Source organism: Clostridium sp. MB05 (genome assembly GCF_046581255.1).
In the GTDB taxonomy this organism is placed as follows: domain Bacteria; phylum Bacillota; class Clostridia; order Clostridiales; family Clostridiaceae; genus Clostridium.
On sequence record NZ_CP174370.1, the window covers coordinates 2,895,271 to 2,917,303 of the forward strand.

18 protein-coding genes are annotated in these 22,033 nt (G+C 26.2%); 6 read left to right on the forward strand and 12 right to left on the reverse strand.

Features of this window, described 5'->3' with window-relative positions:
• The first annotated feature begins 144 nt into the window (after positions 1 to 144).
• Positions 145 to 1,077 carry a hypothetical protein gene (locus tag ACH36K_RS13560; protein WP_411168147.1) on the forward strand — a complete coding sequence of 311 codons (933 nt, stop codon included), beginning with the start codon at positions 145 to 147 and terminating at the stop codon, positions 1,075 to 1,077.
• A gap of 26 nt (positions 1,078 to 1,103) precedes the next feature.
• On the opposite strand, the gene ACH36K_RS13565 is transcribed toward ACH36K_RS13560, so the two are convergent.
• From ACH36K_RS13565 to ACH36K_RS13590, 6 genes are all read right to left on the reverse strand, one after another.
• Complete coding sequence (locus tag ACH36K_RS13565) at positions 1,104 to 1,994, reverse strand: undecaprenyl-diphosphate phosphatase (RefSeq protein ID WP_411168148.1); 891 nt, start codon at positions 1,992 to 1,994, stop codon at positions 1,104 to 1,106.
• 147 nt (positions 1,995 to 2,141) lie between these two features.
• On the reverse strand, positions 2,142 to 3,242 hold the full coding sequence (locus ACH36K_RS13570) for a hypothetical protein (protein ID WP_411168149.1): 1,101 nt from the start codon (positions 3,240 to 3,242) through the stop codon (positions 2,142 to 2,144).
• A gap of 132 nt (positions 3,243 to 3,374) precedes the next feature.
• Complete coding sequence (locus ACH36K_RS13575) at positions 3,375 to 5,222, reverse strand: tetratricopeptide repeat protein (protein ID WP_411168150.1); 1,848 nt, start codon at positions 5,220 to 5,222, stop codon at positions 3,375 to 3,377.
• Between the two features lie 234 nt (positions 5,223 to 5,456).
• Entirely contained in the window at positions 5,457 to 6,245 is a 789-nt protein-coding gene (locus tag ACH36K_RS13580; RefSeq protein WP_411168151.1) for an ABC transporter permease, read from the reverse strand.
• Complete coding sequence (locus ACH36K_RS13585) at positions 6,238 to 7,005, reverse strand: ABC transporter ATP-binding protein (protein ID WP_411168152.1); 768 nt, start codon at positions 7,003 to 7,005, stop codon at positions 6,238 to 6,240. Before ACH36K_RS13585 ends, ACH36K_RS13580 begins: the two co-directional genes overlap by 8 nt.
• Before the next feature lie 88 nt (positions 7,006 to 7,093).
• The gene (locus tag ACH36K_RS13590) at positions 7,094 to 8,122 is read right to left on the reverse strand and encodes an ABC transporter substrate-binding protein (protein WP_411168153.1); all 1,029 of its coding nucleotides are present in this window, start codon (positions 8,120 to 8,122) and stop codon (positions 7,094 to 7,096) included.
• Positions 8,123 to 8,343: 221 nt separating this feature from the next.
• Here ACH36K_RS13590 and ACH36K_RS13595 point away from each other — a divergent pair, with 221 nt between their 5' ends.
• Positions 8,344 to 8,721 carry a CidA/LrgA family protein gene (locus ACH36K_RS13595; protein ID WP_411168154.1) on the forward strand — a complete coding sequence of 126 codons (378 nt, stop codon included), beginning with the start codon at positions 8,344 to 8,346 and terminating at the stop codon, positions 8,719 to 8,721.
• Positions 8,721 to 9,425, forward strand: coding sequence for an LrgB family protein (locus tag ACH36K_RS13600; protein ID WP_411168155.1), 705 nt, complete (start codon positions 8,721 to 8,723; stop codon positions 9,423 to 9,425). The genes ACH36K_RS13595 and ACH36K_RS13600 overlap by 1 nt, the downstream gene beginning before the upstream one ends.
• Positions 9,426 to 9,614: 189 nt before the next feature.
• Here the strand turns inward: ACH36K_RS13600 and ACH36K_RS13605 are convergent, their stop codons facing one another.
• The 5 genes from ACH36K_RS13605 to ACH36K_RS13625 all read right to left on the reverse strand — a co-directional run bounded on the left by ACH36K_RS13605 (position 9,615) and on the right by ACH36K_RS13625 (position 17,292).
• Positions 9,615 to 11,567: a DNA topoisomerase gene (locus ACH36K_RS13605; protein ID WP_411168156.1), complete on the reverse strand. Its 1,953-nt coding sequence runs from the start codon at positions 11,565 to 11,567 to the stop codon at positions 9,615 to 9,617.
• A gap of 68 nt (positions 11,568 to 11,635) precedes the next feature.
• Positions 11,636 to 12,223 (reverse strand): TspO/MBR family protein, encoded by a 588-nt coding sequence (locus ACH36K_RS13610; RefSeq protein ID WP_411168157.1) that lies wholly within the window; start codon positions 12,221 to 12,223, stop codon positions 11,636 to 11,638.
• A gap of 60 nt (positions 12,224 to 12,283) precedes the next feature.
• Entirely contained in the window at positions 12,284 to 14,296 is a 2,013-nt protein-coding gene (locus ACH36K_RS13615) for an ATP-binding protein (protein WP_411168158.1), read from the reverse strand.
• An 18-nt stretch (positions 14,297 to 14,314) separates the two neighbouring features.
• A complete protein-coding gene (locus tag ACH36K_RS13620; RefSeq protein WP_411168159.1) occupies positions 14,315 to 16,231 on the reverse strand; it encodes an ATP-binding protein in 1,917 nt (638 codons plus the stop codon).
• A gap of 134 nt (positions 16,232 to 16,365) precedes the next feature.
• Entirely contained in the window at positions 16,366 to 17,292 is a 927-nt protein-coding gene (locus ACH36K_RS13625) for an alpha/beta fold hydrolase (RefSeq protein ID WP_411168160.1), read from the reverse strand.
• Positions 17,293 to 17,503: 211 nt separating this feature from the next.
• Here ACH36K_RS13625 and ACH36K_RS13630 point away from each other — a divergent pair, with 211 nt between their 5' ends.
• Positions 17,504 to 18,862, forward strand: a complete 1,359-nt coding sequence (locus tag ACH36K_RS13630; RefSeq protein WP_411170706.1) for a MurT ligase domain-containing protein — start codon at positions 17,504 to 17,506, stop codon at positions 18,860 to 18,862.
• A gap of 16 nt (positions 18,863 to 18,878) precedes the next feature.
• Positions 18,879 to 19,607, forward strand: a complete 729-nt coding sequence (locus ACH36K_RS13635) for a type 1 glutamine amidotransferase (RefSeq protein WP_411168161.1) — start codon at positions 18,879 to 18,881, stop codon at positions 19,605 to 19,607.
• 54 nt (positions 19,608 to 19,661) lie between these two features.
• Here the strand turns inward: ACH36K_RS13635 and ACH36K_RS13640 are convergent, their stop codons facing one another.
• Positions 19,662 to 20,354: a polysaccharide deacetylase family protein gene (locus tag ACH36K_RS13640; RefSeq protein ID WP_411168162.1), complete on the reverse strand. Its 693-nt coding sequence runs from the start codon at positions 20,352 to 20,354 to the stop codon at positions 19,662 to 19,664.
• Between the two features lie 264 nt (positions 20,355 to 20,618).
• Here ACH36K_RS13640 and ACH36K_RS13645 point away from each other — a divergent pair, with 264 nt between their 5' ends.
• Positions 20,619 to 21,911 (forward strand): D-alanyl-D-alanine carboxypeptidase family protein, encoded by a 1,293-nt coding sequence (locus tag ACH36K_RS13645; protein WP_411168163.1) that lies wholly within the window; start codon positions 20,619 to 20,621, stop codon positions 21,909 to 21,911.
• Positions 21,912 to 22,033: the final 122 nt, after the last annotated feature.

The window sequence follows — 22,033 nt, forward strand, 5'->3', positions numbered from 1 at the left end:
GCAATAAATTTTTCATTTTAGTAATTTTCACATAAATACCTTTTTATATTTATATAAAATAAACTAAAAACACATTGCTATATGGTATAATATAACTTGTAATATATTTATGTTTATCATTTTCATGGAGAAGGTGGAAAATTTATGTATAGCTTTAATGAAGATTTTTTAAAACTTGAAGAAGAAAGAATCTCTTTAAGAAAACTTAATTCAAAACTTACTATCATCGATTCTGAAATAAACAAAGTAAGTAAATCCTTAGAATCATTAAAAGAAACCTTATCTAAAGAAAAAAAGGATGTAGATAATTTAGAATCTTTTACTTTAACTTACTTATTCCATAAAATTAAAGGTTTCATAGATGAAAAACTATCTAAGGGAAAAATTGAGTTTCTAGAGATTCAAGCTAAATTTATAGAAACAGAAGATTACCTAAATAGATTAATATCTAATAAAAAATCAATCTTAAATGATATAAATGACATTGGTAGCATTGATTTAAAATATGATGATCCTTTAAATAATTCAGCTCAATATGTTTTAACCTTAAATAATGAAGAAAGTAAAAAAATATCATTAATTTTAGAAAAAATTAAAAGTCTTTCTATGGAATTAAAGGAAATAAGAGAAGCATTATCTGAGGGGGATAAACTTCTTCCCTACATAGAAAAAGCAATCTCTAATTTAAATAGTGCTCAAAATTGGGGTATATACGATATGATGGGTGGAGATATTATTGCTACAATGGCTAAAAGATCAAAGATGGATGATGCCTCAAAATCAATTAATACAATTAAAATTTTACTTAATAGGTACAACTCAAAGTTAAAAGATTTAAGTGATGAAATTAATGTTTCTTTAAATCTCGATAACATGTCCAGTGTGATGGATTATGTATTTGATAATTTCTTTACAGACTACTTTATTCAAGGAAAAATAAATTCAGCATTAGATTCTACTAAAGCTTTAAAATCTAAAATAAATATAATTCAATCTAACTTAACAAATAAATCTCAAAATTACCTTAAAGAAATAGATAATCTAAAAAAAGAATTAGAGATTGAATTAAAAAAATAAAATAAGAGTGCAAAAGCACTCTTATTTTATATAGTTAAAGTTACTATTCCAGCAACTGATAATGCAAATAAAACTATACCAGCTACAATTCTATAGATAGCAAATATTCTCATTGGTCTCTTCTTTAAGTAGCTTACAAACATATCCATAACTATTATTGATACTATAAAAGCTACTATAAAACCAATAATTAATGCTACTATATATGTAGAATTCATTATAGAATAATCAAACTTGAATAGGTCCATAGCAGATGATCCAATCATAGCTGGAATTGCAAGAAAGAAAGAAAATTCTGCTGCTACTGGAGTAGAAAGACCAGCAATCCATCCTCCCATAATTGTTGAAGCACTTCTTGACATTCCTGGCCAAAATGATAAAACTTGAAAACATCCAACCTTTAATGATTGCATTGGTGTTAAATCAAATACATCCACTGTTGCTGTTTTTCCTCTTTTTGATGTTTTATTTCTAAATCTATTTTCTATAATTAATAATAGTATACCCCCAACTATGAATCCAATAACTACAGCTGATGGATTAAATAATGACTTTATTTTTTTATATAAAGTAACACCTAATATTAAAGCTGGTATTGAAGCTATAATTACATTTATACCAAATCTAAAACCTGATTGTCCCTTTTTACCTAGTGTAAATATATAAGTAAAGAAATCTACTATGGCTCCCCAAAGCTTATTCCAATATAATACTACTACTGCTAATATTGCACCTAGCTGAATAACTACTTCAAACATCTTAGCAAACTCTTCTGCACCAGCAGCACCTGATGAAAATCCTATTAAACTTCCAACCAAAATCATATGTCCTGTTGATGAAACTGGTACAAACTCTGTAAGACCTTCTACTATGGCTATTATTATAGCCTTTAATATATAGATAAAATCTAACCCCATTCTTTTTCCTCCTTTTAAGACATGTTCTAATTTATAACAAATCTTATTATACCCTTATAACTCTATACTGTCTATTATTTATATTCCATTAAATATTAAGATTATATTAAAGAATTTATAAATTTTAATAAAGAATTTCATAACTATTTATTTCTTATAATCTATTTCTATACTACTTATTACATTTTCTCCATCTAAAGAAAGCTCTATTATGTTATTTCCCTTAGTTAATAATATATCTGAATAGTTTTTTACTTTTCTAAATTCACTACCTTTTTCTCTAATATAATATTCACCCATTATTCTTCCATCTTTAAAAGCACCAACTACAAAGCTTTCTTCTTTTTTATCTTTATTTTCAGCCTCTTCTTGCTTCTTCATTAAAATTATATATGCTTTTTCATCAACACCTATGCTATTATCTATAGGATTTTTATTCATTAATTCTTTATTTTGAGTAAATATAGTAGGAGGAATATAATTTCCTTTAAACCTAAAAATAATATCATTTATATCCTTTACATAAGTTATATAGCTATTGCTTTTTTTCATATCTGTTGTATTATCTATACTTATTGTATAAGTATATAATGATTTTTTTAGCATTGGAATATAATCACTTCTATTGCTTATTCCTGTATAATTTAAATTTCTAATATCTACATCTAATAGTTCCATTGCACTACAAGGGAAACCTTCTTTGTCAAAATATCCTCTATCAATAAAATCAATCATTATCCATTTATTATCTTTTTTACTCCAATATTCTACAACATAGTATGAAGTTTGCTTGCTATCTTTAACATTAGTTCTTTTAAACTCACCAAGCCTTGCTGTAAATCCAACACTTTGTAAAAAGTCTCGATAAATTATACCAAGGTCTCTAGCAGATGCTTTTTTTGCACCATTCTTTTCTTTTAATATATCATATCCATTTATTGCCTTAGAATTTGCTACATCATCAAATGTTATTATACTATTCAATACTTCTGATACCTTTATTGCTTTTTTTAAATTATCTCCTTCTTTTGAGATTTCACTTTCTAAATTGTACATCTCTTTTAAGACTTTTATTTTATCATCATCTTTGTTTCCATAAAAAAACATTATATTATTTTCGTTATATACATTATCCCATTTCTTAACTGTTACATCATTACCATTATTAAATTTAACAATTAATATTACACCTAAGATTATTATAGAAATGATTACTACTGACCTTATTACTTTTTTTAACTTTTTCAATTAATTCCCCTCCCAAATATAATTATATATATAATATAATTATAATAATACTAGAAAATCTATTATTTTTCTATAAAAAAGTGGATATATGTAAATTTCCTTATAAATTAAAAAAGTGCCTGTTGGCACTTTTTAATAAAACAATGTTAATGTTGGAATTTTTAATTCTTTTGACTCATCCTTTAAAAACTCTTCATATAACTTCTTAGATTTATTATAGTTGTCTATAATAGAGTTCTTAATTGTTTCATCCATACTTGTTGGTATTCCCTCATAAGCTCCTTTAATGTTTTCATATCCTCTAGCTATATCTTTTTCAACATTTATATAATACCAACCTGCATTATTTAATGCTAGTATATCATTTTCATTCATAGAATAAGCTTTCCTAGTAAGTTCTATTCCTTCTTCATTCATTTTTTTATTTAAATATACAGCTCCTAATGCTCTATAGTATTTAGAATTATTTTCATCTATTTTTAATGCTTCATTTAATTTATTTATTGCCTCATCCCATTTTCCATCTACTATATCTAAATTAGCTAATTTATATAATAAGTTGCTGTCATCTTTTTTAATATTCAGTGCCCATCCATAATACTCTTTTGCCTTCTCATTATTTGATTCTAAATTGGAATAATAATCAGCTACTCTAAGTACCATTCGGTAGTTAAAAGGCTCCTTTTGCATCGCAACCCTTAAGTAAGACTCAGTAGGTTTTACAATTCCTTTTTCTAATAATATTTTTGGAACTAAGACCCCATAGCTATTAGGATAATCCTTTTGCGCTAATATAGCTTTTTTTGCTAAAGTAAAAGCTTCATCATATTTCTTATCATTAAAAGCCTTTAATGATGAGATGTAGTATGACATATATGATTCTTTATTTTCTTTTTTAGCTTTTCTAGAAGCATCATCTAAATATTTTTCAGCCTCGTCTTTTTTATTAGTAATATTGTAAATTTCAAACTTTATAAGATCATTAGCTGAACCAGTTATATTTTTATCTTCTAGCAAGTTAATTAAATCTTCCCCCTTATTAGCCGTTTTAGCAGACATTGAATATGCCTTTGCTAATAACATCTTATAAGCATCTTCATTTGGGTTTTTATCTACACTCTCTTCTAATGATTTAATTAGCACTTCTTTATTAAATACATACATATCACTTATTACATCGTAAACTTTTATCTCATTACTATTTAAATTCCACGCATCTTTTAATAACTCTAACCCATTATCCCATCTATTAATAAGCATATTCATATTGGCTAAAACAGATATATCATAAGAAGAATTTTTATCTAATGGATATGCTTCAGTTAATTCTTCTGCTTTATATATATAATTATTTGAAATGTAAGCTGCAAATAAAGTTTTTAAAATTTCCTTATTTTGTCCATGGCTACTTATATAGCTTTCTCCTAATGAAATAGCTTCATCATATTGTTTATTCATTATAAATGTAAATAGCATAGAATTTATAAGTTCTGCGTCTCTGTCTTTATATTTATCAAAACCTTCTTCTTTTATAAGTTTATCTCTTTTTATCATTACTTCTTTTAAAAGAGTATTTGACTTTTTAAAGTCTCCTTTTAATGAGTATAAATCTGCTACTTTTGCTTTCCATATTGGCCACTTTTCATCATTTTGCATTTTATTATATTCTTCTATTGCTTCATCGTATTTGCCTTCATAATATAAATATTCTGCATTATTTTTAGTTATGTTAACTTCTTCTACAGTTGTAAAACTCTTTATTCCTAATATCATAACAAGAACAAAAAAACAAGAAACTCCTATTACAACAATAGGCTCTACATAAGGATTTTTATCGTTTGCTTTTTTGTAAATAGTTTTTACTTTACCACTTGTCCTATTAACTCCATTTATAATTGGTTTAAATATCTTTCCTAGCTTTCCAAAAAACGATTTCAAAGGCTTTCTTATAGTAGAAAAAAGCTTTTCTATTCTTTTCATAACTTCCTCCACCTTTTTATTTTATCTACATATTAATAACATAATATACATTTTATCAGATATTTTTAATATTTACAATTGAAATATTTACAAATTTTCCCCTATAGTTAAGTTTCATTTTAAATATATTTAAAACAAACAAAAATTTTTAAATATATTTAAATTTATATTTAAGTCAATTTTAAAAAGCTAATAACATTTATCGTTATTAGCTTTTCTATTCAAATACTAGATTTAATTTATACTTTTTAATTTTTCTTCTAATTTTGATACAGCCTTATACATTATAAATGCTATTACTGAAAGAATTACTATACTCATCATAACCATATCTAATTGTGATATTTGTCCACCATATACTATCAAGAACCCTAAACCCTCTCTTGCAACTAAGAACTCTCCCATAATAACGCCTACCCATGATAATCCGACATTTATTTTAAGTGCTGAAATTAACACTTGAATATTAGCTGGGAATATAAGATATTTTAGTGTTTGAAACTTTGTTGCCTGAAGTGTCTGCATAAGCTTTAATTTACCTTTATCAACTTCATTAAAACCTGTTAAAACTGTAATTATAGTTGTTACTATGGAAATAAGGAGTGCTATAACTATTATAGCTGTAGTTCCATTTCCAACCCAAAATATTACTATTGGTGCGAGAGCAACCTTTGGTAATGCGTTTAAAACTACTAAGTATGGATCTAATACTTTTGAAGTGAAAGGCGATGCCCATAATATTATAGCTATTATTGTTCCAATCACCGTTCCTAACGTAAATCCTAATATAGTCTCATAGCAAGTTACCAGTATATGAGTTACTAAAGTTCCTTGTTTTGCAAAAGACATAAAGGAATCGACTATCCTAGACGGACTTGATGTTAAAAATGGATCTATCCATTTAAGTCTTGCTGCAATTTCCCAAAGAGCAATAAATATAACTAAAATAGCTATTCTAAAGACAGCTATTTTTATTCTATCTCTTTTTACTTTTTTTATATATTTTTCATGTTCCTTACTCATTTACCTTGTCAATCTCCTTCCATAATAAATTAAAGTACTCATTAAATTCTGGTTCTTTTCTTCTTTGAAATGGAGTTGCTTCAGTATTTTTGAAATCTATCTTTATATCTAACTTTAACTTTGCTGGTCTTTTAGTAAGCATTATTATTCTATCAGAAGTTGCAATTGCTTCACCTAAATCGTGAGTAACCATTATTGCTGTTTTTCCTTCTTTTTTTATTATTCCTTTCACATCATCGCAAACTTTAAGTCTTGTTTGATAATCTAAGGCTGAAAAAGGTTCATCTAAAAGCAGCACATCTGGATTTAAAGCAAGAGTTCTTATTAATGCTACTCTTTGTCTCATACCTCCTGAAAGTTCACTTGGTTTATGCTCTTTAAATTTTGCTAATTGATAGTTTCTTAAAAGCTCATCTGCTCTTTTTCTATTTTCCTCATTATCTAATCCTTTAATTTTTAAACCTAATAAGACATTACTCCAAACTGAAAGCCATTCAAACAAATAGTCCTTTTGAAACATATAACCCATTTTATCTAATCTATTATCAACATTTTTATCATTATAAACAATTTCTCCCCCTGAAGGTTTTAAAAGACCACTTAATATATTTAATAATGTTGATTTTCCACAACCTGAGGGCCCTATTATACTAACAAAATCTCCCTTTTCTATTGAAAAATTCAAATCTTCTATGGCATTAGTTTCTCCCTTTAAAGAATGATAAATTAAACTAATATTTGATATATCTATTAAACTCAAATTTATACCTCCCTTCTAGTTTATGTAAATATCTATAGAAAGAAGTTTGTTAGCTAGCCCTAGTTCTCTAGAGCTAGCATTTGAAGATTTATTTAGATTTCATAGCTTTTTCTGCAAAATCATTATTAACTATCTTTTCAAATGATGGTCTATTTGGTAATAAAGTTTTATCATAACTCTCTATAACATCCATTAATCTAGTTAAATCCTCTTCTTCTATTGACGGCTTAATTGCTATAGCATTTATTTCCTTATAATTTTTAACAACTAAAATTATTATATCCTTATCTGTTCCTGGGAAAAATGAAGCTATTGATTCAGCTACTTCTTCATTACTATGTGTTTCTACCCATTTCTGACCTTTATAAATTGCATTAGTAAACTTTTGTATTATCTCTGGATTTTTATCCATATATGATTTAGTTGAGAAGAAGCAAGTATAAGGTAAATCTCCTACTGCTTTTCCTATTGATGCTATTACCTTTCCACTACCTTCTTTTTCAAGCATTGAAGCTGTTGGTTCAAATAGTGTTACATATTTACCTGTCCCAGCTTTAAATGCCCCTGCTGTAGCTGTAAAGTCTATATTAGTTACTAGATTAACATCTGTTTTAGGGTCTATACCATTTTGTCTTAATACATATTCAAAAGCCATTTGAGGTACTCCACCTGGTCTACCTCCTATAATTTCTGCTCCCTTTAAGTTTTTCCAATCAAAACTTTCTTCTACTTCTCTACCAACTAAAAAGGCTCCATCTGTTTGTGTTAATTGAGCAAAAAGCACTGGATAGTCTTCTCTTCCTTGGTTATTAATATAAATTGTTTGTTCTGGTCCACAAAATCCTATGTCTGCATTTTTACTTAAAACTTGTTGCATTGTCTTATCTGCACCTTGGCCTGTTGATAAGTCTATCACTAACCCCTCTTCTTCAAAAAATCCTTCATTTATGGCAACATACATTGGTGCATAAAAAACAGAACGAACAACTTCATTTAATCTAACCTTTGTTAATTCTTTTTCTATAGGTTCCTTATCTTTCGCACATGAAATAAAATTAAATGTGGTTATTCCTATTAACGCTACTAATGATGCAATTTTAATTAACTTATTTTTCATTTCCCCTCCTAAAATCTACATTCTAATTCTAATCATTACTATGCTTTATAGTATGAAATTGACTCTAATTTTGTTAAAAAATAAGACTTTTTAATTTTTAATTTACTTTATACTATATTTATGTCTTTAATAAATAAATTTTAAAGTAAAGCTTACCACATCATTTACTTATTTAATCAATAGTGATAAATTATTAATTGGATTACTAAGGAGGTCTTAAAATGAAAATATTTAGAGAAGCTATAATAGTACTTGGCATTTATTTGCTTGGAGAGATAATTTCTCGATGGTTCTCTTTGCCTATACCAGGTAATATTTTAGGAATGTTAATATTGTTAGTTTTATTATGTACTAAAGTAATAAAGGTTGAAAAAGTTGAAAATATATCTGATTTCTTTTTGGATCATTTGGCATTTTTCTTTATTCCAGCAGGTGTAGGATTATTAAACTCATTCACATCTATTAAGGATAGTTTACTTTTAATAATATTACTTTGTGTAGTTACTACAGCTATTGTAATAGTAACTACAGGATTAATTGTTCAATTTATTATGAATTTACAAAGGAAAAATATTAAGAAAGGATCTGAATCAAAATAATGAATATTTTAACTGAAAATATATTATTCGGAGTAGTAATTTCACTAATAGCATTCGAAATTGGTCTATTTGTTTACAAGAAAACTAAATTTCCACTATTTAATCCACTTTTAATAGCTATTGCTATAGTTATAGGATTTTTAATAGTATTTAACATAGATTTTGAATCATACAATAAAGGCGGACAGTTTATAAATATGTTCTTAGGCCCTGCTACAGTGGTACTTGCAGTTCCTTTATACAAGCAATTGCAACTATTAAAGAAGCATCTGCTTCCAATTTTTACTGGGGTTCTAATAGGAAGCAGTATAGGCATAATATCAGTACTGATATTATGTTCTGTATTCGGTGTAGAGAATGTTATTACTATATCATTACTTTCAAAATCAGTAACAACACCTATAGGTATAGAAATAACAAACCAACTTGGCGGCTTAGCTCCTGTAACTGTTTTATCTATAATTTTATCAGGAATAATAGGTGCTATTATAGGTCCTATATTATGCAAATTCTTTAAAATTAAAGACAAAGTAGCTATTGGAATTGCATTAGGGACAGCCTCTCATGCCATTGGAACAACAAAAGCTTTAGAATTTGGTGAAACTGAAGGAGCAATGAGCTCTCTTTCAATTGGAATTGCTGGTATAATGACAGTATTTCTGGCTCCTGCCTTTTATAGTTTATTTTTAATGTTTATAAAATAAAGAATTAAAAAATAAAATTCAAAAATTAGTACAGTTATACAATTTAACTTTACTAATTTTTGAATTTTTATTTATCTTAAAATGGCAATACATAATAAATATAAAAATATAATTTCCTAAATAGTAAAAAACATTCTAAATACGTAAGTTACCACATATGTTAAATTTATTACCCAAATTATTGAATTATTATTGATTTTTTATTTTTAATAGCTTTGTATTTAGAAGTGTTATATTAGAATTATTTAGCACTCTTGCTGTATTCTTTCTAGTATATGCTTCTAATTTAAACATAAACTCATCAGGATTTATTTCTTTATCATTAACCATCTTTAGTCCCTTTTCCCAAGAAGCTGTTAATGATGGATTTAAAAGTGACGGTATCGATGCATTTATAGCTTCATAGATCATTTCTCCAAGCTCTGTTGGTGTTATAATTTGTGTTTTCTTATTTGATTGAATATACTCTATATTTATTAACTTTTTAAGTATTTCTGCTCTTGTAGCTGATGTACCTATTCCAGCTCCCTTTATATGCTCTCTTAACTCTTCATCCTCTATTAATTTACCTGCATTTTCCATAGCTATTATCATAGAACCTGTTGTAAATCTCTTTGGAGGCGAAGTTTCACCTTCTTTTATTTCTAAATCCTTAATGTTTAACTTTATTCCTTTTCTTATGTTTTCTGGAAAAGCTTCTTGATCCTCTTCCTTTTCATTTCCAACTACAATTAAATATCCTTTATCTATACATATTTTTTTATTTAAAATAAAATTTTCATTTCCAACTCCAATTGTTACAGACATTTTATTGTATTGTGCTGGTGGATAAAAAATCGCTAGAAATCTTCTAAGTATAAGATAGTACACCTGTTTATCTAAATTTCCTAATTTAGATAGAGTATCTTTTCCTTCTCCTGTTGGTATAATAGCATAGTGATCTGTAATCTTGCTATCATCAACGTACTTACTTTTCATTATAGATTTTGAATAATCTTTTTCTAATATTTTTTCTGCAATACTAGTTAATTCTTCTGTAATAGGCATATTTTTAAGTTTTATTATGTTACTCTTTATCCCCTTTGCTACTGCAGTAGATAATACTCTAGCATCAGTTCTTGGATATGTAACCATCTTTTTTTCATAAAGCCCTTGAACTATTTTTAATGTTTCATCTGGACTTATTTTAAACCTTTTTGTGCACTCATTTTGAAGTTCCGCTAAATTATATAAAAGCGGTGCATTCTTTTTCTCTTTTGTTTTCTTTACTTCTTTAACTACTCCAAAACCTATATCTCTTAACTCCTTAATTAAAACTTCTGCATCATCTTTCTTTTTAAAGCCAACCTCATTATAAAGCTTAGGTGATTCAAAATAGTTCGATCCTTCAATAGCTTTCCAATCACCCTTTATTATTGCCTCATCCTTTTCTTTTAAAAACTCTCCTGAAACTTTATAAAAGGATGTTTTTTTAAAATTTCTTATTTCTCTTTCTTTATCTACTACCATTCCAAGAACGCATGTCATAACTCTTCCAACTGCAACAACTACATTTTTATCTTTTTTTAAAGCATTAGCTAATGTTTTTCCGTACATAAGAGTTAATAACCTTGAAAAATTAATACCAAATATATAATCTTCTTTTGCTCTTAAATATGCTGAGTGTGCTAATGAATCGTACTCTGATAAGGGTTTTGCTTCCTTTATTCCTCTTTTAACCTCTTCTTCTGTTTGAGAGTCAATCCAAACTCTTTTTTTTATTTTATTTGGGTTTCCAGCCATATCATCTACTAACCTATATATGTATTCTCCTTCTCTCCCTGAGTCTGTACATACATATATGCTATCTACATCTTCTCTATTCATTAAATTACTAACAATATTAAATTGATTTGAAGCTGAAGATATAACCTCGTATTTATATTCTCTAGGCAAAAAAGGCAAATCTCTTAAGTTCCAAAATTTTAGCTTCTCATCATAAACTTCTGGATAACTCATAGTAACCATATGTCCAACACACCATGTAAAAATACTTTTTTCTCCCTCTATATATCCATTATTTCTTTTCCCATTAACATTAAGTAGCTTTACAAAATCCATAGCTACTGATGGTTTTTCTGCTACAAATAAAGCTTTCCCCATAGAAACTTCCTTTCTAAATAAAATAAACCTTCGAAAGAAGGCTTATTTTTATTATACTACATATTAATTTACATTTCATTAAGTAACCAGATAAAATAATTTAAAATCCCTGCAAAAACGAGCCATATAATGTATGGAATTAATAATATTGCAGCAACTTTATCAACTCTTATAAATTTAATAAAAGTTACTACTACTAGTACAAATAATAGTAGTATCCATAAGAATGAAATTCCATATAATCTAAAAGTAAAAAATATAAAAGACCACATAAAATTAACTATAAGCTGAACTAAATAAAAAAAGTATGCACCTTTATCATCAACACCTTGCTTATTTCTCATGTATATTCTATATGCAGCTATTCCCATTAGTATATACAATATAGCCCATACTATTGGAAACAATATTGCTGGTGGCGAAAATATAGATTTATTTAGTGTTTCATATGTAGCAATAGAATTTCTATTTATATAAGCAACTATAAATCCTCCGCCCAATGGAATTAATATATTAATTATAAGTGGAATTAATTTAAATTCTCCATTAACTTTAAATATATTAAAGCTTTTTCTTTTTCTTACATCTTTTTTCTTTTTTACTTTCTTAGGATTATTTACAAGTTTTTTATTATTAGAATTTTCTTTATTTTTCATGTAATGCACCTCTATAAAATATTTATTATTATATATGCATTAATATTAATATTTATGTAGTTAAAAATATATGTCCGAAAATTCTATATTCACCTTTTCTTGTAACTCATTTATTTCAACATTATTATTAATATAATTACTCTTTCTCCTAATATTATCTTTATATGGAAAGGTTATTTTAAATATGTTTCCATATTTTTTACCCGCAGCTATTGTAATTTCGCCCTCATGCAATTCAACTAATCCCTTTGTTAGAAACAATCCAAGACCACTACCTTCCGAAGGTCTGTTTAATGATGTATTTACTTTTGTAAATTTATCAAAAATAACCTTTCTTTTATCTTCTGGAATTGCTTCTGCATCATTCATAACTTCTATTACTATATTCTTTTTATCATCTATTCTTAAAATTACATATATATTACCTTTGTACTTCCCATATTTTAGAGAATTGGATAATATATTTAACATTATTCTTTCAACACAGTTTTTATCACAATAAAAATATATTTCTTCATATTGTGGATCAAAGGTTAATTTAGTTTCTTTAAACTCCATATAAAAATTGCATGATAAAACAACATTTTCTATTATATCTACAATATTATACACCTTTTTATCTACATCTAAATATCCTTCTGAAAGTTTATTACTATCCATAAAGTTATTTATTGTTCTAATTAATCTTAAACAATTTTGTTTTATAACATTATTGTTTCTATTTATTTTTTCTATCTCACATTTTTTTAAATATATATCGTTTAACTGAAGTGCAGAGTATATAACATTTATAGGTGTTCTAAGCTCATGAGAAATATTTGAATAAAATTCTTCTTTAATATTTTCATCATTTATTGTCTTTTCAAGTTTAACTATTTCTTCTCTTTGCTTTATTATTTCTGTTACATCATTAAACATTAATATTTTTTTGTTATTATAAATCTTTACTAAATCAATTTCTAGTTCTTTTATTTCTCCATTCTCATTAACAACACTAATTTGCGCAGTAAATTCGTTTACTTCATCATCAACTGAATACTCCTCTTCAGTAATTTTACTTAGTATATTATTTAATCTTAATTTATCTTTATCATATATTATTCCACCTGGTGTATTATAGTGTAACTCTCCACTGTAATTAGAATACATAAGAATATCATCTTCAAAAACTAATACTCCATCTGAAAAGGCTTGGACTACATCATAGTATTTCTTTTCACTCTTTTCTAAAAGTAGGTTTAATTCTTTTAATTCTTTTTCTCTTCGCTTTAAACTTTTATTTAAATTAATTTTTATTTTTTTTGCTCTATTTAAATTTTCATATGCACCTTCATATGAATTATACAAAAGAGCTTCTTCTACTTTATCATAAACAAAAAAATATGATGATAATTTAATTATCCATACAAAAAACCAAAGATCTTTGTCTAAAATGGCTGTTAATAGGATAAAACAATTACTTAATACTATAAATAAACTAGCATGTATAACCCACTTATATCTTATATCTATATTCATCTTATTATATATATATATTATTAAAAATAATAATATAATCATTATTATCCCATTAATAATAATCGGCTTATCAAATATATAAATACTTTCTCTAATATTTAAAAAATCACATGAACTTTCTATAATAGCAAAAATTATAGGTATAACTAGAATAAATACTATATTTTGAACCTTTGGAGAGTATTTTTTCTTAAATAATATAATACTTGATATTATATTTATAATCTCCAAATATGTTATTAGTTGAATAAAATTTAAAGTCATACTAATTTTGTGATTATTAAACATCTGCTCTAATTCTATAAATCTTACAATAGCTATATAAAAATACCCAATTCCCATATATCTTATTATTCCTAAATCTTTATTATTAATTTTAATAATGCTTATTATAAATATTAGGACAGATATTGAAAAACATAGTATTCTTGTTACAAAAGCATATTCATCCACCATTTCAAAAGATAAGTTAATAATAGTTAATACCAAAAGTACAGGTATAAATATATTAGACATTACACCTTTATGCCTATAATCTGTTTTCTTACTTAACATTTATTATTCAATCACCCTTCATTTATTGAACTTGATAGTGAAAATAGTTCCTTTTCCTAAATCACTCATTATTTCTATATTACCATTTTGAGCTTTTATTAAATTATAAACAACAAAAAGTCCTACTCCAAATCCACTACTATTACTATCTTTAGATCTTGATTCCTTTTCATACTTATTAAAAGCTCTTTTAGCGAAATTTTTGTTCATTCCTATACCAGTATCCCCAACTTTAATTAAAACTCCATCTTTAGTATTTTTAATATTTATAAAGAAAGTTCCTCCTTCATCAGTGAATTTTAACGAGTTTGCTACTAGATTCAATATAACTCTTTGCATCATTTCTTTATCAAAGCAGATAAAAATTTCTTCTTCATCTGTATCAAAAAGTACATTAAGTCCATTATTTTTAATATAAGGTGAAAGTGAAAATAAATAATCTTCAACAAATTCTACTATATTATCTAAAACTAGATTTGCTTCTAAGTTTTCTGAATCTATTTTACTAATATCTATAAGATTATTGGTAAGCTTGGTAAGTATAAAACAGTTTTGCTTACTTATTTCATTATATGAACTTAACTTTTCAGTGTCATTATTCTCTATTAATATCTTTTCAAGCTGTATAGCAGAATATATAACATTTATAGGAACTTTTAAATCATGTGAAATATTAGATAAAAAGTTTTTCTTTATTTCTTCTTTCATTTTTATACTTTTCAACTCTTCTTTCATAGAAGCTATCTTTATTTCCTCAGTCAAATCCTTCAGTAGTAATATACATTCTGTTTCTTCTTCATTCAAAGAAAAGAATCTTGCCTCTATCTTTTTATCATCCTTATCTATTGTCGTTGAATAAGGTTTTTTATTTATATCCCGAACAATTTTCCTTATATCACAATTAAAATTTATATAGTAATCTATTCTTCTGTTTACAACCTCTCTTAAATTATCTTTTCCTATTATGCTTAAAAACTTCTCATTACAATAGGATATTCTTAGATTATTATTTATAATTACTATTGGATTAGGTAAACACATTAAAAATTCTTTATATAAATTTTGTCTATTACTTAACTTCCTATAAGCATTCTCTAACTCATAGTTGTTATATATTATTTCTTTATTTAGTTCCTCTAACTTTTTATTTGTATTAATAGTTTCTTTAAATATAAAATTATAATTTTCTTTTGTTATATTCACTATAATGGCAAATATTGAGCTTACGAAAATAATTAACCTTACAATACTTATTGAATCAGTTATTATATATAATTTCATATAATTTCCAAGTACCCTAGCAATAAAACTTATAGCTGCCATATTTACATTTAATTTAAATAAGTCTATTTTACTTTCAGAGAAAAAGTTGAATGTATCTAAGTATCTATATATATTTATTAAAAATATTCCCGTAATTGTAATATATAGATAGTATATCCAAGTAGCATCTACTACATTGTTTATAAAGGTAATAGATAAAACTACTCCAAATAAAATCAAATATTCAAAATAAACATCACTATTATTTTCAATATTTCTGTATTTAGCTATCATATAATACATCATTATTATATTTAGCAAATAAAATTCACTGCTCTGGCCATATCCAATTCTGCTTAAAAATATCTTTATTTCTTGAAATTGGTATTTCGGAGTTAAAAAAATAATAGAAATTATACAAATTGTAAATAGAAATATTTGAATTACTCCGTATATCTCTCTTTTACTAATACTTTTTAAATGTATAGCAAACATAAGTAATATCATAATTATAATTAACTCAGCTGCGCTAATAAAGTCGTTAACAATTTTACTATCGTTTACTATAGCTATTTGAAGTAAACTAAATATAATTAAGCTTAGCAATATATATATAGCTAACCTTCTTTTTTCAATACAATAAATTTTTTCTCTAAAACTATTATAATCCACTATATTTTCCCTCATCTTTATATTATTACTACATAATTTTACATCATTTCCTTTTATATGTGAATAAGTTTAAAAATTTTTACGAATAAAATAAGTATATATATCTCTATAAGAAACATATATACTTATATATACTATTTATTATGTTCTTCTAGCCACTTTATAATGTCACTTATAACTTCATCTTTGTTATTTTCATTTAGCATTTCATGTCTTCCATCTTTATACATCTTATAGGTTAAATCTTTTACACCTATCTTTTTATATCCCTCATAAAGATTTTTTACTCCTTCTCCAAAATATCCGACCGGATCTCTATCTCCTGAAAAAATGTATATTGGTATATTTAATTCTTTAACCCTCTCCATATTTTCCACTTTATGAATATCCCATAAACCATTTATTAAGTCATAATAAAAATGAGATGGATATATAAATCCACAATAATCATCCTCTATATACTTATCTACTTCACTATCATTTGAACATAACCAATCAAAATTAGTTCTTGAATTTTTAACACTTTTATTAAATCCACCAAAAGATAATTTATCCATTAAAGTACTTCTTTTATTTTCTCCATTAAAAAGTATTTGTAGCTTAGATACTATTAACCCTGCTTTAGTAAATAATTTTGGTTTTCCATTACTTCCAGATAGTATAAGAGCATCTATAGAATCTCCATACATTTGTATATATCTTTGGCTCAAAAAGGATCCCATACTGTGTCCAAACAGTATTAATGATAACTCTTTATTTTCATTTCTGATAATATCATTAAATTGTTTTATATCTTCAAGCATTGAATAAAATTTATTTTCTCCATTTATAAATCCTAATTTATCAGTGCTTTCTACACTATGACCATGTCCATCATGATCATGAGCATAAACTATATACCCTTCGTCGACTAGCTTTTTAGCAAAATAATCATATCTCTCAGCCAATTCTGACATACCATGGGCTATTTGAATTATAGCTTTTGGTTTTTGAGAATTATTTATCCACTTATAGCAATTAATCTTTGCTCCAGCTTTATTCTTAAAAATAAAATTATCCATACTAATTCCTCCCATTTTTTACTTTATTATATTATCTTCTTTATATTTATAAGTGTCAAACATCAAGAAATTAATAAAATCTTATAATAACCTTGTTTTATATGTATATAAAGTTGTGATATACTATTCATAGTTAAAATCAAATTTATTTTTAATTATTGATTATCTGTTAATATTATTGTATATAATATTTGATAAGTATTATAGGGTGGTGAAGAAGATTAGTATTAAATCAATAGCAAGCATTATAGCTTCAAAAATTACAATTTTTCTAACAAAAACAATACTAAAAGGGGGAACAACCTTCCCTGGAAAAGTGGCCTTAAAAATAGATAAAAACATACTTTCTAAAGTATCAAAAGGCTATAAAGTAGTTTTAATTACAGGAACCAATGGTAAAACTACTACAACTAGTATGATTTATAACATAATAAAAGAATCTGGTAACAAAGTTATTACCAATAATACTGGAGCAAATCTTTTTTCTGGAATAGTCACAACTTTTATTGACAACTATAAATTCTTCAGTAAAGTTGAAAATTCTTATGCAGTTATTGAAGTTGATGAGGCTAATTTAAAATATGTAACTGAATATATTTCTCCGGAAATAATAACTGTAACAAACCTTTTTAGAGATCAACTAGATAGATATGGTGAAGTCTATACTACATTATCTAAGATATTGGAAGGAATTCAACTTTCTCCCAAAGCTACTTTAGTTTTAAATGGAGATGAATCTCTTTTAGGCAAATTAGATCTTCCAAATAAAACTGTATTTTATGGTTTTAATGCTAATATAGGAGATAATAAAGATATAGAAATAAATGCAGATGCAAAGTTTTGTAAGTTCTGCAAGTCTCCTTACGAATATAACCATATTACTTACAACCATTTAGGTGACTTCTACTGTACAGGTTGTGGATTTAAAAGAGCTTCTTTAAAATATGCTGTAGATGATGTATTAGAACTAACTCCTGATAGCTCAACAGTAAAATTTAATGATCTAGATATTACTATAAGTCAGTCTGGTGTTTATAACATTTATAATGGCCTTTGTGCTTATTCTGTAACTAAAGAAATTGGTGTAAATGATGAAGCAATAAAGAAATCTCTACAAAATCAAGATTCTAGCTTTGGAAGACAAGAAGCTTTAAACATAGATGGTAAAGATGTAAAGATTATTTTAGTTAAAAATCCTGCTGGATATAATCAAGCTTTAGATACGCTTTGTTTAAACAAAGATTCCTTTGCAGCAGCATTCCTTTTAAATGATAATTATGCTGATGGTACTGATGTTTCTTGGATATGGGATGTTGATTTTGAAAAGCTACATAATCTTAGTATTGAAGAAATATTTATATCTGGTTTAAGATGTTATGACATGGCTGTTAGACTAAAAGTTGCTGGTTTAAATAAAGATAAGTTTATAATTGAAGAAACCTTTGAAGACTTAACAGAAAAGATTAAAAATAGTAAAAATGATAAGATTTACGTTCTTGCTACATATACTGCTATGATTAATTTTAGAAAATATCTTCATTCAAAAGGTTACATCAAAAAACTTTGGTAAAGAGGGAGGCTTATAAATGGAATTAAATATTTGTCATCTTTATCCTGATTTACTTAATGTTTATGGTGATGTTGGTAACATTTTGATACTTAAACATAGAGCAGAACAAAGAGGGATAAAAGTTAATATAATTAATACATCGCTAAATGATAATTTTGATGCTGAAAATGCAGATATTTTATTTTTCGGTGGCGGACAAGATTTTGAACAATCAATAGTTTCTAATGATTTAAAAACTATAAAAAAACCAAGCTTACAAAAATATATAGAGGATGAAAAAGTTGTAATCGCCATTTGTGGTGGATATCAATTACTTGGAAAATACTATATAGCTCCAAATGGAGAAAAAATAGAAGGTCTTGGTATACTAGATATATATACTGAGGGTGGAGATACTCGTTTCATAGGAAATACAGTTATATATAACGAAGAGTTTAATGAAACATATGTAGGTTTTGAAAATCACTCTGGCCGAACTTACACTAATGGTTTAAAGCCTCTAGGTAAATGCATCCATGGATATGGTAACAATGGTGAAGATGGAAATGAAGGTTGCATATACAAAAATACATTTTGTAGCTATTTCCATGGATCCCTACTATCTAAGAATCCTGATTTAGCTGATAGATTCTTAACTTTAGCTTTATCTAAAAAATATGGATATATAACTCTAGAACCGATTAATGATGACCTAGAACTAAAAGCTAAAGAAGTAATTATAAAAAAGTTAGATAATAAAAAATAAAAATAAGACAAATTATTATTTGGAAGAATAATGATTTGTCTTATTTTTTTATTTCTATTTATTCAAAACCTTTATATCTTTTAGATAATTAATTTCCCATTCTTCAATTTCATTCAAGGTTTTAAAAGTATATCCTTTATTTTTATAAAAACTTATTATGTCTTGAAGTGCTTCTACAGTAGTGGATTTCCCTCCTAAATCATGCATTAAAACTACTTCTACATTATATAGCCCACCTTCATCTCGTATTCGTGATTTTATAAAATCTGCTGAAGTTTCTGATAGCTCAGCATCACCAGATGCTACTGTCCAATCTATATAATAATCACCATTATTTATTATAGTATTCTTTATATTAGTTAATACATTGGCATTAGAAACAGTATTATCAGAACCACCCGGTAATCTTATAAAGTTTAAATTTTTCTTACCTACTGTATCTTCTATAATAGATTTGCACTTATTTAAATCTTCAAAATATTTTTCTTCACTTTTATATAATGTAGCATAATGATGTATATTACAATGTGGCATTATGCACATACCATTTTCATCTAAAGACTTTAAAACATATGGATATATACCTGCATAATCACCTACTATAAAAAAAGTACCTTTTACTTCGTTATTATTTAATACACTAATTAATCCCTTAGTTATATTTGCTGATGGCCCATCATCAAAAGTTAAATATACAGTTTTTCTATTATTCTCTGCATACAATGCAGAAACTGGGATATAATTCATATTATTAAAGAATATAAGCATTATGAAAAAATTAAAATATTTGTTAAACTTTTTGATATTAACCACCTCCTACTTATATTCCTATTTTGTTCAATTACTAAATTTATATTATATGTAAATTAAACCACTTAATAAACCTTCTTTATGTTGTGATTATATAAAGTAGATGTTATACTTTAAAGTATGTGTATAAAGCATATACTTAATAATGTGCTAAATTAAATGAATACATATATTAAAATCTTTAGAAATGGGGAGATGAAATTGAAAAGAAAAAATTTATTAAAATCACTGGCGGTTGCTCTTTCTATTTCATTATTAGCTCCTTTTGCTAATAAAGTTAGTGCACAAGAGACAAATATTCAAGCTCCAGAAATTATTGGAGAAGCTGCTGTAACTATGGATATTAACACAGGTGAAGTAATTTATTCAAAGAACGCTGATTTAAAGTTATCACCAGCAAGTACAACTAAGCTTATGACTTCTCTACTTTTTGCAGAAAACAAGTCAAAATCTGATTATTTAACTTTTAGTGATACAGTTTTAAAAGTTACTGAAACATCAATTAACTATTATAAAAAACTGAATCCTGGTGATAAAATTTCTGCAGAAGATACAATGAAAGCTGTAATGATATTCTCTGCAAATGATACTGCTTATTTAATGGCTGAATCAGTAGGTGGAACAGTAGATAACTTTGTCACTATGATGAATGAAAAAGCTAAGGAGTTAGGTCTTAAAGATACTCATTTTGTCAATCCTTCTGGATTAGAAATTGATCCTCTAAACCCAAACAATAAAGATATAAATCAAACTACAGCATACGATTTAGCTCAAATAGGTATTGCTGCTTTTAAAAATGATTGGGTTAGAGAAACTATGGCACCTAAAACTGGTCAAATTACTGTAAATCTTGCAGGGTCTCCAGTAATAATTGAATCTAGGAACAAAGTTCTTGGTAAAAATGGTAATATAGGTGGTAAAACTGGTACAGAAGATTTAGCAGGACATTGCTTTGTTGGTTTCTATGAAAAAGATGGAAGAGACTTAGTTACTGTAGTTTTAAAATCTGAATATGGTGCAACTGGACTTAATGTATTCGAAGATACTGAAAAAATAGCTAACTATGGATTTTTAGCACAAAAAGAAGTATATAAAAATGCTGGAGATGAAGTTGGTAGTATAGATTTATCTTATAAAGCATTTAAATTTTTTGGTCCTGAAAAACAAATTAAGGCTCCTATAGTTGTAAAAGAAGATGTAGAATATTACAAAAATGATTTTAACGATAAAAACGCTCTAATTTCTTATAATGGTGATGTAAAAGATGCTTGGAAGTTAAGTGGTGATAAGGAAGTTAAATTAACTTTCTCTACTCCAGGTCATACTGAAGAGATATCTGGGATTATAAAAGTTTCTGCTTTAGAACTTATTAAAACAAATTTACCTATATATTTATTATCATTATTAATAATTGTTGTTATATTAGTTTTAATAATATTTATAGTTAAAATTATAAATATGAAAAAGAGAAGAAGAAGAAGATACTATTATTAAAATAAAAGGTAGATTAAATCTGCCTTTTATTATTTATTCTTTAGGAAATTATAAAAAGATTCCCCTGTGAATAACTTTTTATAATTTCCTTCCTTCAGTTTATAAGTGGGCATATGTAAGTT